The 20,906-nt window shown below is 64.0% G+C and carries 14 protein-coding genes; 9 read left to right on the top strand and 5 right to left on the bottom strand.

Features of this window, described 5'->3' with window-relative positions; translation table 11 throughout:
• The first annotated feature begins 202 nt into the window (after positions 1-202).
• Entirely contained in the window at positions 203-1,528 is a 1,326-nt protein-coding gene (locus ACF8RA_RS14215; protein ID WP_392515356.1) for a sigma 54-interacting transcriptional regulator, read from the top strand.
• Positions 1,529-1,927: 399 nt separating this feature from the next.
• Here ACF8RA_RS14215 and ACF8RA_RS14210 read toward each other — a convergent pair whose 3' ends face one another.
• Both ACF8RA_RS14210 and ACF8RA_RS14205 read right to left on the bottom strand, forming a co-directional pair.
• Positions 1,928-3,928, bottom strand: coding sequence for a U32 family peptidase (locus ACF8RA_RS14210; RefSeq protein WP_176683349.1), 2,001 nt, complete (start codon positions 3,926-3,928; stop codon positions 1,928-1,930).
• Positions 3,929-4,142: 214 nt separating this feature from the next.
• Positions 4,143-4,523 (bottom strand): RidA family protein, encoded by a 381-nt coding sequence (locus ACF8RA_RS14205; RefSeq protein ID WP_003247927.1) that lies wholly within the window; start codon positions 4,521-4,523, stop codon positions 4,143-4,145.
• Positions 4,524-4,659: 136 nt separating this feature from the next.
• Between ACF8RA_RS14205 and ACF8RA_RS14200 the strand changes: the two genes are divergently transcribed.
• Positions 4,660-5,352, top strand: a complete 693-nt coding sequence (locus ACF8RA_RS14200; protein ID WP_339443877.1) for a tRNA (adenine(22)-N(1))-methyltransferase TrmK — start codon at positions 4,660-4,662, stop codon at positions 5,350-5,352.
• A gap of 1 nt (position 5,353) precedes the next feature.
• Here the strand turns inward: ACF8RA_RS14200 and ACF8RA_RS14195 are convergent, their stop codons facing one another.
• Positions 5,354-5,614: a DUF2790 domain-containing protein gene (locus ACF8RA_RS14195; RefSeq protein ID WP_003247932.1), complete on the bottom strand. Its 261-nt coding sequence runs from the start codon at positions 5,612-5,614 to the stop codon at positions 5,354-5,356.
• A 114-nt stretch (positions 5,615-5,728) separates the two neighbouring features.
• On the opposite strand from ACF8RA_RS14195, the gene ACF8RA_RS14190 reads away from it, so the two are divergent.
• Entirely contained in the window at positions 5,729-6,661 is a 933-nt protein-coding gene (locus ACF8RA_RS14190; protein ID WP_339533515.1) for a LysR family transcriptional regulator, read from the top strand.
• Positions 6,662-6,777: 116 nt separating this feature from the next.
• Here ACF8RA_RS14190 and ACF8RA_RS14185 read toward each other — a convergent pair whose 3' ends face one another.
• Both ACF8RA_RS14185 and ACF8RA_RS14180 read right to left on the bottom strand, forming a co-directional pair.
• Complete coding sequence (locus tag ACF8RA_RS14185; protein ID WP_392519265.1) at positions 6,778-7,929, bottom strand: acyl-CoA dehydrogenase family protein; 1,152 nt, start codon at positions 7,927-7,929, stop codon at positions 6,778-6,780.
• Between the two features lie 16 nt (positions 7,930-7,945).
• Complete coding sequence (locus ACF8RA_RS14180) at positions 7,946-9,019, bottom strand: enoyl-CoA hydratase/isomerase family protein (RefSeq protein ID WP_176683353.1); 1,074 nt, start codon at positions 9,017-9,019, stop codon at positions 7,946-7,948.
• A 328-nt stretch (positions 9,020-9,347) separates the two neighbouring features.
• Here ACF8RA_RS14180 and mnxG point away from each other — a divergent pair, with 328 nt between their 5' ends.
• From mnxG to ACF8RA_RS14150, 6 genes are all read left to right on the top strand, one after another.
• Positions 9,348-15,191 carry a manganese-oxidizing multicopper oxidase MnxG gene (gene mnxG / locus ACF8RA_RS14175; RefSeq protein ID WP_176683354.1) on the top strand — a complete coding sequence of 1,948 codons (5,844 nt, stop codon included), beginning with the start codon at positions 9,348-9,350 and terminating at the stop codon, positions 15,189-15,191.
• Between the two features lie 18 nt (positions 15,192-15,209).
• Positions 15,210-17,186 (top strand): cytochrome D1 domain-containing protein, encoded by a 1,977-nt coding sequence (locus ACF8RA_RS14170; protein ID WP_176683355.1) that lies wholly within the window; start codon positions 15,210-15,212, stop codon positions 17,184-17,186.
• Entirely contained in the window at positions 17,183-17,839 is a 657-nt protein-coding gene (locus ACF8RA_RS14165) for an SCO family protein (RefSeq protein ID WP_176683356.1), read from the top strand. The genes ACF8RA_RS14170 and ACF8RA_RS14165 overlap by 4 nt, the downstream gene beginning before the upstream one ends.
• Positions 17,836-18,501 (top strand): SCO family protein, encoded by a 666-nt coding sequence (locus tag ACF8RA_RS14160; protein ID WP_176683357.1) that lies wholly within the window; start codon positions 17,836-17,838, stop codon positions 18,499-18,501. Before ACF8RA_RS14165 ends, ACF8RA_RS14160 begins: the two co-directional genes overlap by 4 nt.
• Before the next feature lie 194 nt (positions 18,502-18,695).
• Positions 18,696-20,186, top strand: a complete 1,491-nt coding sequence (locus tag ACF8RA_RS14155; RefSeq protein ID WP_392519263.1) for an ABC transporter substrate-binding protein — start codon at positions 18,696-18,698, stop codon at positions 20,184-20,186.
• Between the two features lie 12 nt (positions 20,187-20,198).
• Positions 20,199-20,840 (top strand): SurA N-terminal domain-containing protein, encoded by a 642-nt coding sequence (locus ACF8RA_RS14150; protein WP_176683359.1) that lies wholly within the window; start codon positions 20,199-20,201, stop codon positions 20,838-20,840.
• Positions 20,841-20,906 lie beyond the last annotated feature (66 nt).

Raw genomic sequence — 20,906 nt, 5'->3', positions numbered from 1 at the left:
TTTTTTTCCAGGGGCGCCGCTGTTCTTGCCTGCGCCGCCTTGTGATGTCGATAAAGTGCGAAAATTCCCGTAGTGGTTTGTAAAAAAATGATTCGGCAGACAAACGGTACTGGGAACCGTCAACTTCGTTGCTACTGTTAAACGAGCGCCACAACTTGCTGTTTTACTTCAAAAAACCAAAAACTGGCGCCAAGGACCGGTCATGCAGCAGCCTGCCGCTCAACGCCGTTTGCTTATCGTCGACCCCTGCGACGATTGCCACCGTTTGTTACCTGGCCTGCGCAACGCAGGCTGGGATGTGGACAGCTGTCTGCTCGGGGCTGCGCTGGACCACACGTGCGATGTCGGGCTATTGCGCTTGCAGGCTTCGCACCTGAGGCACCCGGATGCGGTCAAGGACATGATCAAGCGCAGCAACACCGAATGGATTGCCGTGCTCAGCGCCGATCAGCTGCGCATGCCGGCGTTCGGCGATTTTGTGTGTGAATGGTTTTTCGACTTCCATACCCTGCCGTTCGACGTCTCCCGTGTGCAGGTAACCCTGGGCCGGGCCTTCGGCATGGCGCGCCTGCGCGGCAAGGGGGCTGTCAAGGTCGATGAGACGACCCATGAATTGCTCGGCGAAAGCCGGCCTATCCGCGAGTTGCGCAAGTTGCTGGGTAAACTGGCACCCACCGAGTCCCCGGTGCTGATCCGCGGTGAGAGCGGCACCGGCAAAGAGCTGGTGGCACGCACCCTGCACCGCCAGTCGCAACGCAGCGAGCAGCCGTTCATCGCTATCAACTGCGGGGCGATCCCCGAGCACTTGATCCAGTCCGAACTGTTCGGCCATGAGAAGGGCGCCTTTACCGGCGCCCACCAGCGCAAGGCCGGGCGTATCGAAGCGGCCGATGGCGGCACGTTGTTTCTTGATGAAATCGGCGACCTGCCGTTGGAGTTGCAGGCCAACTTGCTGCGTTTTTTGCAGGAGAAGCACATCGAGCGGGTGGGTGGCAGCCAGCCAATACCGGTGGATGTACGGGTGCTGGCGGCCACGCATGTGGACCTCGAGCGGGCCATTGAGCAAGGGCGTTTCCGCGAAGACCTGTATTACCGCCTGAACGTCTTGCAGGTGGTGACCGCGCCGTTGCGCGACCGGCATGGTGACCTGTCGATGCTGGCCAACCATTTTGCCCATTTCTACAGCGTGGAGACCGGGCGTCGGCCACGGTCGTTCAGCGACCATGCCCTGGCGGCGATGGGGCGGCATGACTGGCCGGGCAATGTGCGCGAGTTGGCCAACCGTGTACGCCGCGGGCTGGTGCTGGCTGAAGGGCGGCAGATCGAGGCGCAGGACCTGGGGTTGCAGTTGCTCGACCCGGAACAACAGCCGCTGGGCACGCTGGAGGAATACAAGCACCGCGCCGAGCGGCAGGCGCTGTGCGATGTGCTCAACCGGCACAGCGACAACCTGAGCGTGGCGGCCAAGGTGCTGGGCGTTTCGCGGCCGACGTTCTACCGCTTGCTGCACAAGCACCAGATACGCTGAGCGCTGCTGAGGTACGCTTGCGCCGTTCTTTGAAGCCGCTCTTACACAAGCCCGTGTAGGAGCGGGTTCACCCGCGAAAGGGCCGGGCCTGCTAGCCAGTTTCCACCCGCCGTTCACCGTTGTCTCTGCTACCGTATTCGCGGCTACCCGCGAAAGGGCCGGACCTGCTGGCCAATGTCCACCCGCCGTTCACCATTGTCGCGGCTACCGTATTCGCGGGTAAACCCGCTCCTACAGGGAACAAGCCTGTGTAGGAGCGGGTTTACCCGCGAAAGGGCCGTGCCTGCTGGCCAATTTCCACCTGCCGTTCACCGTTGTCTCGGCTACCGTATTCGCGGCTAAAGCCGCTCCTACAGGGAACCACAAGCCCGTGTAGCGAAGAGGCCCTGCCAGGCGAACTCAGTGCGGTCCGCGCGGGATGGTCTTGAGCAAGTCTTCCGGGCTGATATGCCCCACCACCTGGGCCACCGCGCTGCCCGGGGTCGGCAGGTCGATGATGTGGCTCTTCATCTTGCCGATCACATGCATCTCGCACGGCTTGCAGTCGAACTTCAGGGTCAGCACTTCGTCACCCTGAATCAGCTGCATCGGTGCCACCTTGGTGCGCACGCCGGTCACGCCCTTGGCCTGCTTGGGGCACAGGTTGAAGGAGAAGCGCAGGCAGTGCTTGGTGATCATCACCGGCACTTCGCCGTGTTCTTCGTGGGCTTCATAGGCCGCATCGATCAGTTGCACGCCGTGGCGGTGGTAGAAGTCGCGGGCCTTCTGGTTGTATACGTTGGCCAGGAATGACAGGTGCGACTCGGGGTACACCGGCGGTGGTGTGCTCTCGGCCTTGCGCCCGCCACGCGGATGCGCCTGCACACGCGCTGCAGTCAGCGCCTCGATGGCTTCGCGGCGCAGGGCCTTGAGCTGCGAGTTGGGAATGAAGTACGCCTGTGGGGCATCCAGTTCGATGTGGTCGGCGTGGTACAGGGTGGTGCCCAGCTGGCCGAGCAGGTCGTGCAGCTGCTCCAGTGCCTGCTGCGGCTTGTTGGCTACGCCGAACGGGCCGTCCAGGGCCACCTGCACACTCACGCCTTCTTCACTGCTCAGGGTCAGCATCAAGCGCTGCTCGCGCAGGACCGCGTGCCACTCCACGCCGACCCGGCGTTCGGAGGAGGTGCGTTGCAGGGCCTGTTGCCAATTGTGGTCGAGATTGCGCGACAGCGGGTGGTTGGGCCGCAGCTTGTGCAGGCCTTCGGGCATTTCGTTGGGTTCGACGCGATAGCGGTAGCGCTTGTGGCCGTCTTCTTCGAATTCGCCCCGCGGTTCGGCGATGTTGGCGCGGAAGCCCACCACTTCGCGCTTGACCAGCACATTGAGGCCGTCGCCGTTGGTCAGCGGTACGTCGGTAACCACGTGCATGTCACGCTTGCCGACCTTTTCCACTACACCCACCGGCAGGCCGGTGAAGGTTGGCGAGTCGAAGGCGCCGATATCGACCTTGCGGTCGGTCACGAAGTAGTCGGTGCTGCCGCGGTGGAAGGTTTTGTCCGGGTCGGGCAGGAAGAAGTGTTGGGTACGGCCGCTGGACGCGCGGGCGTACTGAGGGCGGTCTTCAAGGATGGCATCGAGCTCTTTGCGGTAATGGGCGGTGATGTTCTTCACATAGCCCATGTCCTTGTAGCGGCCCTCGATCTTGAACGAGCGCACGCCGGCATCGACCAGGTCAGCCAGGTTGGCAGTCTGGTTGTTGTCCTTCATCGACAGCAAGTGTTTCTCGAACGCAACCACGCGGCCCTGGTCATCTTTCAGCGTGTAGGGCAGGCGGCAGGCTTGCGAGCAATCACCGCGGTTGGCGCTGCGGCCGGTCTGCGCATGGGAAATGTTGCATTGGCCGGAGAACGCCACGCACAGTGCGCCGTGGATGAAGAACTCGATGGCAGCATCGGTTTCGGCGGCGATGGCGCGGATTTGCTGCAGGTTCAGCTCCCGCGCCAGTACCAGTTGCGAGAACCCGGCCTGGTCGAGGAACTTGGCCCGCTCCAGAGTGCGGATGTCGGTCTGGGTGCTGGCATGCAGCTCGATCGGCGGGATGTCCAGCTCCATCACCCCGAGGTCCTGCACGATCAGCGCGTCAACGCCGGCATCGTACAGCTGGTGAATCAGCTTGCGCGCCGGTTCCAGCTCGTTGTCGTGGAGGATGGTGTTGATGGTGGTGAACACGCGTGCATGGTAGCGATGGGCGAACTCGACCAGTTCGGCGATATCGCTGACTTCGTTGCAGGCGTTATGGCGCGCGCCAAAGCTCGGGCCGCCGATATAGATGGCGTCAGCGCCGTGCAGGATCGCTTCACGGGCGATGGCCACGTCACGGGCAGGGCTGAGCAGTTCCAGGTGATTCTTTGGAAGGGACATGTCGTTATATTTTCGGGCTGTCACGGTTTAGGCGGGCATTGTAGCGGTGAAACGGGCTGGCGGCATCATTGGGGTGCCGGGAGGTGCGGGATCGGCTGGGAGTACGCGCAACTGTGGGAGCGGCTTTGGGTCGCGAACGGGCCGCAGAGCGGCCCCGGCGATTTTGCGGTCAGTCAACGATGTCGGGGGCGCTGCGCACCCCGACAAGCGCAGCTCAGCGCTTGGCAGCCATCGCCGTCACTTCCACACGCATGCCTTCAAATGCCAGCGAAGCCACGCCCACCGCCGCACGCACCGGCCAGGGCTTGCTGAAGAAGCGCTGGTACACTTCGTTGAACGCCGCGCGGTCGGCCATGTCGGTCAGGTAGATGGTCAGGTGCAGCACGCGGTCCATACCGCTGCCGGCCTTTTCCAGGGCCACTTTCAGCGCCTGCAGGGTGCATTCGCTCTGCTCGACGATGCCGCCCAGTTCCAGGCTGCCGTCGGCGTGGGTCGGGATTTGCGTGGTGACCAGTACGCCGTTGTACTCGGCAACGTCCGAGGAAATCGACTCGGCGTCCGGGTCCGGGGTGTAGATGATGTCTGCATTTGCCATGGTGTGTTTGCCTTGCAACGGAAGGAAAACGGCAAGCCTACGCGAGCGCACCGGCCCGGTCGAGGGTGCCTCGGCGTTTGAAATGCGCGGCGTTCGCCGTCAGAATCGCGGCCGATTGCAAAACCAGGGGTTTACGTTGAACGAACAGACTTTGTCCAGGCGCCTGGAGCGCGTGGCCGCCCATGTACCGCAGGGCGCGCGCTTGGCCGACATTGGCTCGGACCACGGCTACCTGCCGGTGGCCTTGATGCTGCGTGGCGTGCTCGAGGCCGCTGTAGCGGGTGAGGTGGCACAGACGCCGTTCGCCTCGGCCCAGCGCAATGTGCGCAAAAATGGCCTGCAAGAGCGGGTCACCGTGCGCCTGGCCGATGGGCTGGCAGCGGTCGAGCCGCAAGACCGTATCTCGGTGGTGAGCATCTGCGGCATGGGCGGCGACACCATGTGCGAGATCCTCGAGGCCGGCAAGCAGCGCCTTGGCGGCGTCACGCGCCTGGTACTGCAGCCTAATGGCGGTGAGCGCGAACTGCGCCAGTGGCTGGCGGGCAATGGTTACCAGATCGTCAGCGAAGAGCTGTTACGGGAAAACCGCTTCGATTACGAGATCATCGTCGCCGAGCCGGGCAGGGGGGTGTATAGCGCTGAACAACTGTACTTCGGCCCCGTGTTGATGCAGGAGAAAAGCGAGGCGTTTGTGGTCAAGTGGCGGCGCATGCTGCGGCAGAAGCAGCAGACCCTGGCCAATTTCCAGCGGGCCCGCGATGCGGTGCCTCAGGCGAAGATCGACGATTTCAATCAGCAGGTGGGCTGGATCACCCAGGTGCTGGCCTGATTCACTGCTGCGAGCAGTTGCCCATTTCCCGGTAGTCGATTTCGCGCTTCTGGCCCTGATGGTCGACGTACACCATGTGTGCGGTGCCCACCTGGCAGTCGGCGGCGTTACTGGCCGGGGTGATGGAGATGACCTTGGCCACGTCCAGCGGCATGCCGTATTCATATTGGCTGCTGACTGGCTGGTTGTTGCCGGCATCGGCAAAAGCACCGAACGAGGCGAAGGCAGCGGCAATGGCAAGGACAGCGATCGAGCGTTTCATGACAGGCTCCTTTTTTAATGGATGGCTAATGATCTATTCATTGGTCATCCACAATAAATGGGCTAAACCGTGATAGATTCCTGCTTTTGACGCAACAATAAGGAGCACCCCTTCATGGACATGCTGCATGCCATGCGTACCTTCACCCGTGTGGTGGAATGTGGCAGCTTTGCTGCAGCTGCCAATGCTCTGGATATTTCTGCAGCGCAGGTTTCGCGCATCGTTGCCGAGCTGGAGAACCAGCTGCAGACCCGCCTGCTGCACCGCACCACCCGGCGCTTGCGCATGAGCGAGGCGGGTGAGCGGTTTCTGGAGCGTGCGCGGCAGATCATGCTGCTGACCGAAGAAGCCGTGGGCGAAGCGCGAGGGGCGCACCTCACGCCTCGCGGCCATCTGCGTTTGCACTGCCCACACGGCATGGGGCTGTTGCTGATGCCGCTGGTGGCCGGCTACAACATGCTTTACCCGGAAGTGGTGATCGAGCTGACGCTGTCGCAGCGCAACCCCGACCCACTGGCAGAAGGGCATGACGTGGTGATCACCGTGGACGGTGCGCTACCGGATTCGCAACTGATCGCTGTGCCACTGGGCAACATTTTCAGCATCCCCTGCGCGGCCCCCGGTTACCTGGATACCCACGGTGTACCGGAGCGCCCCGAAGACTTGCACGGCCATCGCTGCCTGCGCATGGCTTACCCGATGTACGAAGGTGACTGGGTGTTCCCGCAAGGGGTTGACCAGTGCGTGATTGCCCCGAACGACAGTTTCTCTACCAACGTCGCCGACGCCATGCTGGTGGCCAGCGAGCTGGGCATGGGCATAGGCCTGCTGCCGTTCTACACCGCCAGCCAGGCGATCGGGCAGGGGCGCTTGTGCCGGTTGCTGGCACCGTATCGGCTGCGGGAAAGTGCGCTGTATGCGATGTATCCGTCACGCCATTACCTGGACGCCAAGGTGCGCACCTGGATCGATTACCTCAAGGAGCAACTGCCGGCGCTGTTCGAGGGGCATGCCAGGGTGGTGGATGATACGCGGTATTGGCGCTGAGGCGAGAAGTTTGCCGCTGATACATCCCGGTGGGAGCGGGCGCGCCCGCGAACACCGGCAAAGCCGGTGCCATCCACCGCGTCGCCCGCTCCCCCAAAAACCGCGCTGCCTTTGCGTTACAGCGGATAGTTTTTCAATTCCCGTGCAATCAGCATGCGCTGGATCTCGCTCGACCCTTCATAGATCTGCGTAATCCGCGCATCCCGGTAATAGCGCTCCACCGGGTAGTCTTCCAGATAACCGTACCCACCATGCACCTGGATTGCCATCGAGCACACCCGCTCGGCCATTTCCGAAGCGAACAGCTTGGCCTGTGACGCTTCCGACAGGCACGGCTTGCCGGCGCTGCGCAGGCGGGCGGCATGCAGGATCAGCAAACGTGCGGCGTTCACCTGCACCTGCATGTCGGCCAGCAGGTTGGCGATGCTCTGGTGTTCATTGATCGGCTTGCCAAACTGTATGCGCTCACGTGAGTAGACCAGCGCCGCTTCGAATGCAGCGCGGGCGATGCCCAAGGCCTGGGCGGCAATGCCGATACGGCCGCCTTCGAGGTTGGACAGGGCAATGGCCAGGCCCTTGCCACGCTCACCGAGGATATTGGCGGCAGGAATGCGGCAGTTGTCGAAAGTGACCGCGCAGGTGTCGGAGGCGCGGATGCCCATCTTGTGTTCGCTGCGGTCAACCTTGAACCCAGGGTTGTCGGTGGGCACCAGGAACGCCGACAGGCCTTTCTTGCCCAGCTCCGGGTCGGTCACTGCGAAGACGATCGCCAGGCCGGCACGGCGGGCATTGCTGACGAACTGCTTGGCACCGTTGATGACCCACTGGCCATCCACCAGTTCGGCGCGGGTGCGCAGGTTGTGCGCCTCGGAGCCAGCCTGTGGTTCGGTCAGGCAGAAGCAGCCAATCACCTCGCCGCTGGCCAGGCGTGGCAGCCACTGCTGTTGCTGTTCGGCGGTGCCGTAGGCCAGCAGCGGGCCGCAACCTACCGAGTTGTGGATGCTCATCATCGCCCCGGTGGCGCCGCAGCCGGCGGCGATCTCTTCCACGGCCAGGGCATAGGCGACATAGTCGGTGTAGCTGCCGCCGAAGTCCTCTGGCACCACCATGCCCAACAGGCCCAGTTCGCCCATCTTGCGCACCACGCCATCATCGATCCAGCCGGCCTTTTCCCAGGCCTGGGCATGGGGTGCGATCTCGCCACGGGCAAAGTCCCGGGCCATGTCGCGGATCATGATCTGTTCTTCGCTCAGTTCGAGGTCTTGCATCTGTGTACTCCCGGGCTCACAGGCCTTCGAAGAATTGTTCGACCCGCTGGCTTTGCAGCGCGGCCAGGGTCGGCGGGTTCCAGCGGGGCTGCTTGTCCTTGTCGATGATCAGGGCACGCACGCCTTCGATGATGTCGCCGTGCTGGAACCACTGGCGGTCCAGGTGCAGTTCCATGGCAAAGCAGTCGTCAATGCCCAGCTCGCGCCCTCGGCGCAGCATCTCCAGCGTAACCGCCATGGCCAGAGGCGAGCGTGTTTCCAGCTGATCGGCGGTGGCCACCGCCCAGGCGTGGCTGTCGCCAAGGCTCACCGCACGCAGTTGCTCGACGATGGCTGGCAGGTCGGGCAGGGCGAAGAAGTGGTCGATGACCGGGCGCAACTTTTCCAGTGGCGCATCGTCCAGTACCTGGGTACCGAGCCTGGCCAGCAGGTTTTGCAGGTCCTTCAGCGGGTGGTCGCTGAAGTCGAGCTGGTCGAGGCCCTGGTCGAGGGCGGCGAGCTGGTCGCTGGCCAGGTACCAGTCGGCCAGGCCGCAATACAAGGCGTCGGCCGCCTGGATCTGGGCACCGCTGACACCCAGGTAGATGCCCAGCTCGCCGGGGATGCGCGAGAGGAAGTAGCTACCGCCTACGTCCGGGAAGTAGCCGATGCCGACCTCGGGCATGCCCAGCCGGCTGCGCTCGGTGACCACGCGCAGGTCGCAGCCCTGGGCCAGGCCCATGCCGCCACCGAGGGTGAAGCCGTCCATCACCACCAGTATTGGCTTGCGGTAGCGGTGGATGACCAGGTCGAGGGCGTACTCTTCGACGAAAAAGGTTTCATGCAGCGTGTCGCCGGCCTTGAAGCTGTCGTACAACGAGCGGATGTCGCCACCGGCACAGAACCCCTTGGGGCCTTCGCCGCGCAGGACCACGGCGTGCACGTGCGGGTTGTCGGCCCACTGATCCAGGTGCTGACGCAGGCTGCGCACCATGTCCAGGGTCAGGGCATTGAGACCGGCCGGGCGGTTCAGGGTCAGGTGGCCGATCTGGTTGCGGACCTCGGCCAGTACGTGGTCGGTTGCTGCCGGGGTATGAGCGTGCGCAGTCATTGCGTTCTCCCTGCTTTGTTATTGATTTTCCAAGTGAAGTCTGGAGTTCGCTGGAGGATCGCTGGATCCTGGCATGCGAATTTGCCTTGTACAATCGACAATTGTGCAAGGGTACCGTGCGTTTTTACCTTGTGCGAGGCCAGCGCGCGCCTGTGGCGTAGCCTTTACCCTCACGGGATTTCGCCCCCCGATTCGGGGGAACCCGCTGGGGGATCCTCCCCAACCTGATTCGGTTGACATCGCAAGTTGCTGACGGATATGAAATTTTTCTTCTGGCACACACCTTGCTCCAGCTCCCCGCAGAGATCCTGTGTCCCGGAGGTGCAGCATGTCGACGCCGCTCAAAGGCCCCATCGTGTCATCACTCGTACTGGCCTTGCTTGGCTGGGAAGCAACCAGCGAGGCGGCTGTGCAGTGCCAGCGCACCCTGGTCGCCAACGTGGTGGCACTGGATCAGCCACTGATGTTCAACCGCCTAGGCGCGCAGAACGCCAACGGCATGATGTTTGCCCTGCGCGAGGATGTGGTGGACGACAAGCTCGTCCCGCTGAGCATGGGCGGGGCCGCCGTGCCGGGCAAGGTCACCCTGCGCCCGGACAAGCGCCCGCGGCCTATCGTGCTGCGCGTGGCGGCCGGTGACTGCCTCACGGTCAACCTGACCAACCTGCTGGATTACAAGGCGAACCCCAACAAGCACGGCATCGAGGCCGAAGAGCCCGAGGGTGAGGAAGAGGGGCCGGAGGTTGAAAACGAAGGCGGCGAAGGCTTTGTCGCCGACGAGCAGGTGGCCGAGCGCATGGTCGGCTTCCAGGTCAACGGCATGCAGGCGGTGAACAGCATTGCCGATATTTCCGCCTATACCGGGCGCAACGGCAACTTCTTCGTCAGCCCCGGCAGCACCCGCAGCTACACCTTGTATGCCGAGCGCGAAGGCGCCTTTGCCGCCACCAGCAAAGCCGCTACATTCGGCGGCGAGGGTACGGCGGGCAACGTTTCCAATGGCCTGTTCGGCCAGGTGGTAGTGGTGCCCAAACTGGGCCGTACCTACCGCAATACCCTCACTGAAGAAGAAATGCGCCTGGCCACCACCGGTCGAACCGCCACCGGCCAGCCCGTGATCGACTACGAAGCCCGTTATCCGCAGGTCGAGCCGTGGATCGCCGAAGGCAAGGCCGGCAAGCCGATCATTGCCATGGTCAACGGCAACGAGATCATCAGCAGCGAGACCGATGCCATCGTCATGGGGCCCAACCCCGACGGCAGCTTCCCCAGCTCTACTTACCCGCTGGAAAGCACGGGCAAACGCAACCCGGCGCTGCCCAACCGACTGGAGGCGTTCCGTGATTTCGCCTCGCAGTTCGCCGACGAGGTTGCCGGTACCCAAGCCTTCCCTGGCTACTGGGCCGACCCGGTGATGGGCCATGTGCTGGAGCCTACGCGCGATTCGTTCATGATCAATTACGGTTCTGGTGGCATGGGCGCCGAAGTGGTGGCCAACCGCTTGGGGGTGGGCCCGATGCACGATTGCCTGTCGTGCGCCTATGAAGAGTTCTTCCTCAGCGCCCACACGGTTGGCGATATCGGCACCCTGGTGGATGTACCGGCAAACGTCGGCCTGGAACACATCCGCCCGGGCGAAGTGCCGCCGGCCAGTGCCGTCGGGGTCAAGGCCAGCATGGCCCTTTACCCCTCAGAGCCTGCCAACGTGCACCACAGCTATATCGGTGACTTCACCAAGTTCCGCAACACCCACAACGGGCACGAGCAGCACATCTTCCACTTGCACGGCCACCAGTGGCTGTTCAACCCCAATGACGACAACTCCGACTACATCGATGCCCAAGGCATCGGCGCTGGCGTCGGCTACACCTACGAAATCGCCAACGGTGGATCGGGCAACCGCAACCGTGTTGCCGGTGATGCCATATACCACTGTCACTTCTACCCGCACTTCGCCCAGGGCATGTGGGCCATGTGGCGGGTACATGACGTGTTCGAAGAAGGCACGCGCCTGGAGGTAAGCGGGCAGGGCGAGAATGGCTTCCACAGTACCCCGTTCGCCCTGCGCAGCGGTAAGCCGGCCGTTGGCGCCCGGGCCCTGCCCGATGGCGAGATCATTGCCGGTACGCCTATTCCGGCCATCGTGCCGTTGCCCGGCAAGGCAATGGCGCCCATGCCCGGCAAAGTCGTGGTCGTGCCCAAGCTCTCCGAGGCGTTGGTTGCCGCCAACGATGATGACCACGAAGACGAGGATGATGACGACTACGCCAGTGAGGCGCCCGTGCGCAAGGCCGTGGGCTCGCTGGCGCTGGTCGACCGCACCGAGGCCAACCGCAACGCCGACGGCACGTTGAAAAACCCAGGCTACCCGTTCTGGATCGGCGGTATGGAAAGCAGCGTCGGCAATCGCCCGCCAACCCCGCCCCTGGACATGCTCGACCCGGCCCTGGCCCGGCAACTGAAAGACAGCGGTAAAGCCCTGTGGGCCAACCTGGATGCGAACCAGGTCGATGGCTGGGACGGCGGCCTTGGCCGCCATGCACTGGACGGTGTGTCCGCCGGTGGTGTAGCGGATACCACCACCACCAAACTGGACTTCACCAAGGTCGTGCACAAGGCCAAGCCCATCTACCTGCCTGAAGAGGGCACCGATGTCGAGCAGGCAGCCATGCAGTTCCACGCCATGGGTGAACACCCCAGCTATGCACTGATCCCCGGTAACCAGCCAGTGGCCAAGGCGTTCCGCACCAACGGCGCCTTGCCGACTGCGGGTGCGCCGTACTACGAGCCCTGCATGGATGACCGTGGAAAACGCCTTACGCAGTCCTCCGGGGTCGGTGAGTTCAACAGTGGAGAGAGCCTGACGGGTGTGAACTTCCGTGGCGCCTCGGCCTTCACTGCCGACCGCCCACGCATCTACAAAGGGGCCAATATCCAGTTCGACGCGGTGTACAACAAAGTGGGCTACCACTTCCCGCAGGCACGCATCATCGCCCTGTGGGAGGACGCCTGGCCGGTCATTACCAAGCAGCGCCCGCCAGAGCCGCTGGTGATGCGCATGAACACCTTCGACTGCGCGATGTACCAGCACACCAACCTGATCCCGAACATCTATGAGATGGACGATTACCAGGTGCGCACCCCGACCGACGTGATCGGCCAGCACATCCACCTGCCCAAATGGGACCTGACCGCCGCCGACGGCTCGGCCAACGGCTGGAACTACGAAGACGGCATTCTTTCGCCCGGTAGCGTGGTCGAGCGTGTGCATGCCATTCGCACTTACAACGGTTGCACCGAAGGGGATAGCCGCGATGGCACCGCTGCCTGCCCGAAAGCCAGGCAGCACCCGTACTTCGGCCGCTTTGGCCGCGCCGACTGGCTGGGCGCACGTACAGCCATGCAGCGCTGGTTCGCCGACCCGCTGGTGAACGTGCATAACGTCGACCGTGGCCTGGGCACCATCTTCACCCATGACCACCTTGGCCCATCGACCCACCAGCAAGTGGGCCTGTATGCCACCGTGCTGGCCGAACCGGCCGGCTCCACCTGGTACCACGCCGAAACCGGCGAGCAGCTGTACAACCCGGCCACGCGCCAGGACGGCGGCCCGACCTCGTGGCAGGCGGTGATCCAGACCGGCGACCACGATGGCGACGGCAAGAACGACAGCTACCGCGAGTTCTTCCTGGAGTACAGCGACTTCCAGCATGCCTATGAAGCCGGCGTGTACGTTGGTGCCGGGCCGGACGGCATTCCCAATGCCCAGTCGTACCCGGCCACCGCCGACAGCTTCCGCTACGCCATCAACCCGCCCGTGCGTGGCAAGGCGTCGAGCCTGCTTGAGGCCATCGTCGAGGAACGTGGTGGGATCAACCCTGGCTGCCCAAGCCGGCCATGCCCGCAGGCGATCTCGGTGGATGACCCGGGGATGTTCGTCGTCAACTACCGTAACGAGCCCCTGGCCCTGCGCGTGTATGACCCGAACAAGGTTGGCCCGGACGGCAAGCGTGGCATGCAGGCCGACGGCCTGGCCGGCGACCTCAGCTATGCCCTGCAAACCCGTACCGACCGCGCTATCCCGGCGATGAACCTGTCGCCATCGGCGATCACCTCAGCGGTCGGCCCCACCGGCGGCACCACGCTGTTCCCGCCACATATCAACACGGCTGGCGCCGAGCCGGGCGACCCGTTCACCCCGTTGCTGCGTACCTACTCCGGTGACAACGTGCGCCTGCGCATGCACGCCGGAGGCCACGAAGAGGAGCACAACGTCACCCTGCACGGCGTGAAATGGCTGCAGAACGGTTCTGGCTTCGGTAGCAGCTCCAACTCGGGCTGGAAGTCGTCGCAAATGATCGGCATCTCCGAGCAGCTGGGCTTCATGGCGCCGGTGTCGATGATCTCCAGTTCGGCAGCCACCAACGGCGACTACCTGTACTCGCTGGACGCCGCCCTGGAAGGCTACTGGAACGGTATCTGGGGCATCATGCGCAACTACACCGCGCAGCGTGCCGACCTGTTCCCGCTGCCCAACAACCCGCAGCCGGTGGCCATGCGCAACACCGTGAACTTTAACGGCATCTGCCCGAAAACCACGGCCAACCCCAACGGCATTGGCACCCGCACTACGGTCAAGCGCAACTACGAGATCGTCGCTGCGCTGGCCAACGACATCCTCGAAAACCGTAACGGCGTCAGCATCAATGACCCGGCGGGCATCGGCCAGCATGTCGGCGGCGCGCTCAAGGCCGACGGTGGCACCCTGGTGTTCAACAGCCGCAAAACCGCCATCCCGCTGGTCAGTGGGGTAGACCCTGAAGATGGGGCGACCTTCACCATCGGTGGCCACAGTGCGCCGCTGCATGACCCGACCGCGATCCTGTACGTGCGCAAGGCTGACCTCGATGCCACCACCGGTAAGCTCAAGCCGGGTGTCCCGGTAGAGCCCCTGGTACTGCGCGCCAATGCCGGCGACTGCATCAGTATCACCCTGGAGAACCGCTTGCCACTGGTGATGCCAGACCTGTCGAGCACTGCAGTAATGCACAACGTGGTCAAACGTGACCGCTTCGACAGCGAAGGCTCCACCGCCTTTGCCAACAACCTGATGCGGCCGTCCAGCCACGTGGGCCTGCATGCGCAACTGCTGGCCTACGACATCACCAAGTCCGACGGTGCCAACGTTGGCCTGAACCCGGTGCAGACCGTGCCACCGCGTGCCGGCACCAGCGGCGCTTACCCGACCAAGGAGTATCAGTACTACGCCGGCCACCTGGAGCGTGAAGGCAAACCGGTGTCGCAATTGGGCCGCACAGTGGACAACATCAAGACCACGCCTATCGAGTTCGGTGGCCTCAACCTGACCCCGTCAGACTTCATCAAACAGCCGCAGAAAGGTCTGGTGGGTGCCATGAGCATCCTGCCGCAAACCGCCACCTGGACCGAGGATACTGCGACCCGTACCCAGGCCACGGTGAAGGTCAGTGGCCAGCCGGACTACCGCGACTTCGTCACAGTGTGGCAGCGCGCACTGAACATGCGCTGGGCCGACGGTCGTCCGGTAGAAGGTATCAATGTCGAAGGCAACGGCGCTGCCGGTGACCCGCAAGACAACGGCAACATGGCGGTCAACTACAAGACCGAACCGTTGTGGCTGCGCTTCGGCATGGCGCCCGACTCGCCATTCGGCCGCGCCAATGGCCTGGGCTTTGGTGATGTACCCAACGCCCACATGGCCTACGCCAACGCCCTGGTCGGTGGCGACCCGCAAACCCCGGTGCTGTACGCCAAGCCTGGGCAACCGGTGCGCAACCATATCGTGATGCCCAGTGGTGGCAGCCGCGGCATGGTCTACCAACTGGACGGGCACGTATGGCCACTGCACAACTACCAGGCCGAGAAGAGCGATGCGGACGGTTACCCGATGAGCATGCCCGGTATCGGTTCGGTGCGCTTTGGCTACAACCCGATGGCCATGTACATCGGCGCGCAGGAAAGCGTACTGCCAGCAGCGCACTTCAGCTTCATGCTGCCGAGTGCCGGCGGTGCCAACGCGGTGGCGGGTGACTACCTGTTCCGCGACTACGCCGCCTACGGCAACCTTTCGGGGCTGTGGGGGATCTTGCGGGTGACCAACGAAGCGCCGCCGGCAACGGCCCCGGCGCAGTGACGGAAGGGGAACGCGAGCATGAACAAAAAGACTCGCCCTGCTTACCTGGGGGTAGTGTTGGGGGTAGCGCTGATCGGCCTGGGCGTGGCGTACGAAAAGCTATGGTGCGACCCGCGCGAGCTGTTGCAGGAGCGGGCCAATCCGCAGGCCTTGCACCGGCTCAGCCGGGACGGCGTAACCGTGGAGTTCGAGGCCCGGCCATTGGCCGGAGGGGAACTGAAGGAGGGCGATTTCGCCAACATCCGCTTCAAGCTCAGCGACCAGACCAGTGGTCAACCGCTGTCGGGCATGGCCCCGGGGGCCTGGATCGACCCGGTGCAGTCGGCCCCGGCGGGGGACCGCGAGCAGAGCTGCAAGGCGCGTGTGGCGCTGTTTCTCAAGAGCAGCATTGGGGCCCGGCCGCTGCTCGACCTGAACAGCTACTTCTTGCTGATGTTGAACAATGACGCCAGCCTCACCGTGATCGACCCGACGGTGTCGGTGGGCGGCGTGACCAGCACCATGGCCCGCATCGAGCTGCCAGGCCGGCCCATGGACTGGGCGGCCATCAGCGATGACAAGCAGGTTTTCGTGTCGATACCAGAGCGGGGCAAGGTTTCGGTGATCGATACCGAGACCTTCACCCGCGTGGCCGACCTGGATGCCGGTGACCAGCCGCTGCGCGTGGCCCTGCAGCCGGACCAGCTTCGGCTGTGGGTCGGCAACAACAGCAGCGACCCGGCCAAAGGCGGGGTAACAGTGATCGACGTGCCGGGGCGCAGCGTCCTGAAACACTTCAACACCGGAACCGGGCACCACGAAATCGCCTTCAGCGCCGACTCGCGCTACGCCTACGTCAGCAATCGCGACAACGGCACCCTGAGCGTCATCGGCATCCCGGAAATGCGCCTGGCCAAGACCATCAAGGTGGGCCCGCACCCGCTGTCGGTCAGCTATTCGGCGCTGTCCCAGGCCGTGTACGTGGTCGATGGCGAGGAGGGCAGCGTAAGGGTGTTCGATGCCCGCAGCCACCAGTTGCGCCACACGGTCCAGGCCGAGCAAGGCCTGGGGCCGATGCGCTTCAGTCAGGATGGCCGCTACGGCATCGTGCTCAATACGTTGGAGAACCAGGCCCTGGTCATAGACGCCAGTACCGACAAACTGATCCACCACGTTCCGGTGGCGGCCGAACCGTACCAGCTGACGTTCACCAAAGGCTATGCCTATGTGCGGGGCCTGGCCTCACCGAGAGTGAGCATGATCAATCTGGCCAGCCTGGGAGAGGGGCGCTCGCCAATCGTGCAAAGCTTCGAGGCCGGCCCGGCAGCGCCGCGCCAGGCCGGTGACCTGCCACTGGCCCAAGGGCTGTCGGTATCGCGTGATGACAATTCGGTGTTCGTGGTCAACCCGGTGGACAACAACACCTACTTCTACACCGAAGGCATGAATGCGCCGATGTCCGGCTACAACAACCGCGGCCACCAGGCCCGCGCCGCCCTCGTCGTTGACCGCAGCCTGCGCGAAGTGGCACCTGGGGTGTATGGCTCGACGGTGAAGCTGCCCGCTGCCGGCAAGTTCGACGTTGCCTTCCTGCTCAACCAGCCGCAAATCATTCATTGCTTCAGCACCGAGGTGGCCGCAGGGGCCAATGCCAGCAAACCCAAAGGCGCGCGTGCCGAGTTCATCGGCCTCGACCAGCCGCTGCCGCAGCACAGCGACTTCACTGCGCGAGTGCGGATTGTCGGTGACGACGGGCAGCCGCGCCTGGGCCTGAACGACCTGAGCCTGCGCTACTTCCTGGCGCCATCGTCGATGCCGCGCAACCTGCAGCTGCAAGAGGTGGGCGAGGGGGTCTACCAGGCGGCGCTGAACTTGCCTGAGGCCGGTGCCTGGTACCTGCATGTGCAGTCGCCCTCGTTGGGGCGCAAGTTTGCCGAAGAAAACTACACCAGCCTGCGCGTTCTGCCGGCTGCTGCAACCAATGCTTCCCAGACTGACGTGAGGAATGTGCGATGAACGCCAAGCATGCTTGCACACTGTTGGCCCTGAGTCTGGCATTTGCCAGCAACCTGGTAATGGCCCACGCCGGTCACGACCATGACGGTCACGCCGGACAACCGCCGGCGGCGCATCAGGAAAAGACCAGCGTGCGCTTTGCCGATGTTTCGCTGCTGAACCAGGACGGCATGCCGGTACGCCTGGAGAAAGACCTGGTGGATGACCATCTGGTGGTCATGGGCTTCATTTACACCAGTTGCACCACGGTATGCCCGGTGGTGTCGTCGATCATGGGCAAGGTCCAGCAGCAACTGGGTGGCCGGGTAGGCGAGGAGGTCCGCATGGTGTCGATCAGTGTCGACCCCCAGCGTGACGACGCCAAGCGCCTGCAACATTATGCCAAGGCATTCCAGAAGGGGCCGGGCTGGAGCTGGTTGACTGGTACCCCGTACGCCATCACCGAAACCCTGAAGGGGCTGGGCAGCTTCAACGCCGACCTTAGCCAGCACCCACCGCTGATACTGGTGGGTGACGGGCGTAGCGGGCACTGGACGCGTTACTACGGCTTCACCGACCCGGCTGTCTTGATCGAAGAGATCAACCGCCTCAGTGCGCGCCGGGTACATGCCAAGAGCACCGCCATCGCCGACCATCACGAGGTGCAACCATGAGCACTGCAACCGCCCACCGCGCTGGCATGCGTGCTTTCGACTGGCTGGTGCTGGGTAGCTGCCTGTGGATCCTCACGTCGGTGGCGTTCGCCCACGAAGGCCATGCGCCGCAACCCCCGGAGCCGCAGCCGGCACCGCAGGCGATGGCCAGTGGTGGCGGTACCCGCGACGCCAAGACGTGGTTCACCGACACCGTGTTGAAGGACCAGAATGGCCGCGAGCTGCGCTTTTACAGTGACGTGCTCAAGGACAAGGTGGTGATGCTCAACGTGATCTTCACCCACTGCACCGATGCCTGCCCGCTGATTACCCGCAAGCTGCGCGAGGTGCGTGAGGCCATGGGGCCAGCGCTGGCCGGCCAGGTGACCTTCGTGTCGATCAGCAGTGACCCGCTGAACGACACCCCCGAGGTGCTGAAGGCGTTCGCCGCCAAGCAGGGGGTGGAGGGGCCGAACTGGTTGTTCCTGACCGGCGACAAGGCCAACGTCGACTTGGTGCTTGGCCGTATAGGGCAGTTCCTGCCGAGTCCCGAGCAGCATTCGACGCAGCTGATTGCCGGTGATGTTGCAGGTAAACGCTGGAGCAAGATTCGCCCGGATGCACCGCCAGCGGCGATTGCCCAGCGCATGCAGCTGCTGACTCAGCCACTGGCAGGTCGGTGAGTATCATGGGCCGCCTGGGGAATTGGCGTCTGTGGCATCAGCTGTTGTGGGAGCGGCCTTGCGTCGCGAAAGGAGCGCGCAGCGCTCCCCTCTTTCTGCGCTTGAGCTGCCACTGCCGGGGCTGCTGCGCAGCCCTTTCGCGACGCAAGGCCGCTCCCACAGGGCTTGCGATTTGGCTCACATGCGCGCTTGGCATGGCATCTTCGACCTCAGCCTTGGCCCTGAACCTGACCGACCACGAACAAGCCGGCAAACGCCTTTACCGCGAGGGCGTTTCCAGTAGCGATGCTCAATTGCAAGCCCGGGTGGGCGCCAGCGACATCACAGTCCCCGCCAGCGTGCTGCCCTGCGCCAGTTGCCACGGCAACGATGGCCGTGGCCGTGCCGAAGGCGGTGTGCGCCCCCCCGGCCTCGACTGGCAACGCCTGGCACTCGGCCAGGGCCTGCGCGAGGCCAACGGCCGTCGCTACCCGGCCTATACCGACAGCAGCCTGGCGCGGGCCATCCAGCAGGGTATTGACCCGGCTGGCAATCGCCTGGACCCGGCCATGCCACGCTTCGAACTGACCTTGGCCGACCAGCGCAACCTCACCGCCTATCTCAAACGCCTGGCCCAAGAACGCGACCCTGGTGTGGAGGAGGGCGTGCTGCGCCTTGGCACCCTGCTGCCCGCGAGCGGTCCGCTGGCCGAAGCCGGGCAGGTAGTGCGTGCCGTGCTGGAAGACGGCGTGGATCAACTCAATCAGCAAGGCGGCATTCACGGGCGGCGCCTGGAACTGGTCGTACTAGACCCAGGTTCCGACCCGGTCAATGCCGAACGCGCCCTGCAACAGTTGCTCGAGCAAAAGCGGGTGTTCGCCCTGATCGCGCCATTGGCGCCCATGCTGGACCTGCGCCTGACGACCTTGTTGGCGCCACAGAACGTGCCGATGGTCGGCAGCACCCCACGCAGCGGCGGCAGCGAACAGATCTTCGACCCGCTACCCGGCTTGCCCGAGCAGTTGCTGAGCCTGGCGGAGCATGCCCGTCGAGCGCTGGGCCTGGCACCGGATGAGTTACGTGTAGTGTTTGCCGGTAACGAACACGCAGCCTTGGCCGAGCAGGTACGCGAGCGCTTACGACAGCAGGGCTGGGCGCCACCCGCTATCCTGGCTTTCGACGGCCAGGCCGTGGACGGGCAGGGCATCGTCTTTCTTGGCCGCGCCCAGGCCTTTGCCGAGTTGGCGGCGGCGTTGCAGGAGGCCGGCCGCGAGCCCTACCTGTTCGCCGCCTCCAGTCAGGTAGCCGGCGCTGTGGCGCGATTGCCGGCGCAGTGGTCGCAGCGGCTGTTTCTGGCCTACCCCTACGTGCCTGAGGACTGGACCGAGCAAGGCCTGGCTGCGCTCGCCGGGCTTCAGCAGCGCCAGGGCCTGGACCCGCGCCAGGCGTCGTTGCAGGTCAATACGCTGTGCGCGTTGCGCCTGCTGAGCGAAGCGCTGAAGCAGATTGGTCGTGATGCCAGCCGCGAGCAACTGATCGCTGCGCTCGAAGGCCTGCACGATGTGCCCACCGGCCTGACCCCGGCACTGGGCTTTGGCCCTGGTCGCCGCCAGGGCATGGCAGGTGCCCATGTGGTGGCGGTGGCCCTGCCCGGGCCGCGCTTTACTTCGGTCAGCCCCTACCGGCCAGTGCCGGTCAGCCCTTGAGCGGAGGTTGTCATGCGTATCCTGTGGTTGTGCCTGTTGCTGGTGCTGACCAGGGCGAGCTGGGCCGATGTGCCGGCGGCGCGGGTCAATGGTGTCGAGATCGGGTTGATGCGCCTGGAACGCTACTTCAGCGAGTACCTGGACGCCCAGGGGCGGGCGGTGACCAGCATCCGCAACCCAGGCCTGTATAAACGCCTGCGTGACCAGGCGCTGGACGAGCTGATCGACAAGGAGCTGTTGTGGCAGGAAGCGCAACGCCAAGGCATTGCTGTCAGCGATGAACAAGTGTCGGCGCAGGTTGGCGAGATCGAAGCGGCATTTGGCAGCCCGGCGCTATTCGAAAGGCGGCTGGCAGAGGCGGGCTTCGACAGGGCGCAGTACACTGAATACACCCGGCATGAGATGGCGGCACAGCAAGTGTACGCCCTGCTCAGCGCAGTCGACGCGCCGAGCCAGGGCGAAGTGGAGGCATTTTATGATGCCAATCAGGAGAGGCTGCAAGGAGCGCAGAACCAAAGTGATAATCCATCGGTCATACGCGAGCAAGGCCTGGCCTTGGCCAGGGCAACGCTCATCGGTCAGCGGGAGGCGCAGGCGCGCCAATCCGTGCGCCAACGTTTGCGCGAGTCCGCTAAAGTGGAAATCGCCGACTGAGCCCGTTGATGGCGCTTGCCCCAATGCTGGGGAATTAAGGTTTGGCAATATGCCATCATTTTCCCC

Origin of the sequence: Pseudomonas sp. FYR_5 (assembly GCF_043106315.1) — a bacterium.
Taxonomy (GTDB): Bacteria; Pseudomonadota; Gammaproteobacteria; order Pseudomonadales; family Pseudomonadaceae; genus Aquipseudomonas; species Aquipseudomonas putida_Y.
Note: the sequence above shows the minus strand (reverse complement) of the source record. Positions and strands in the feature narration are given on the sequence as shown.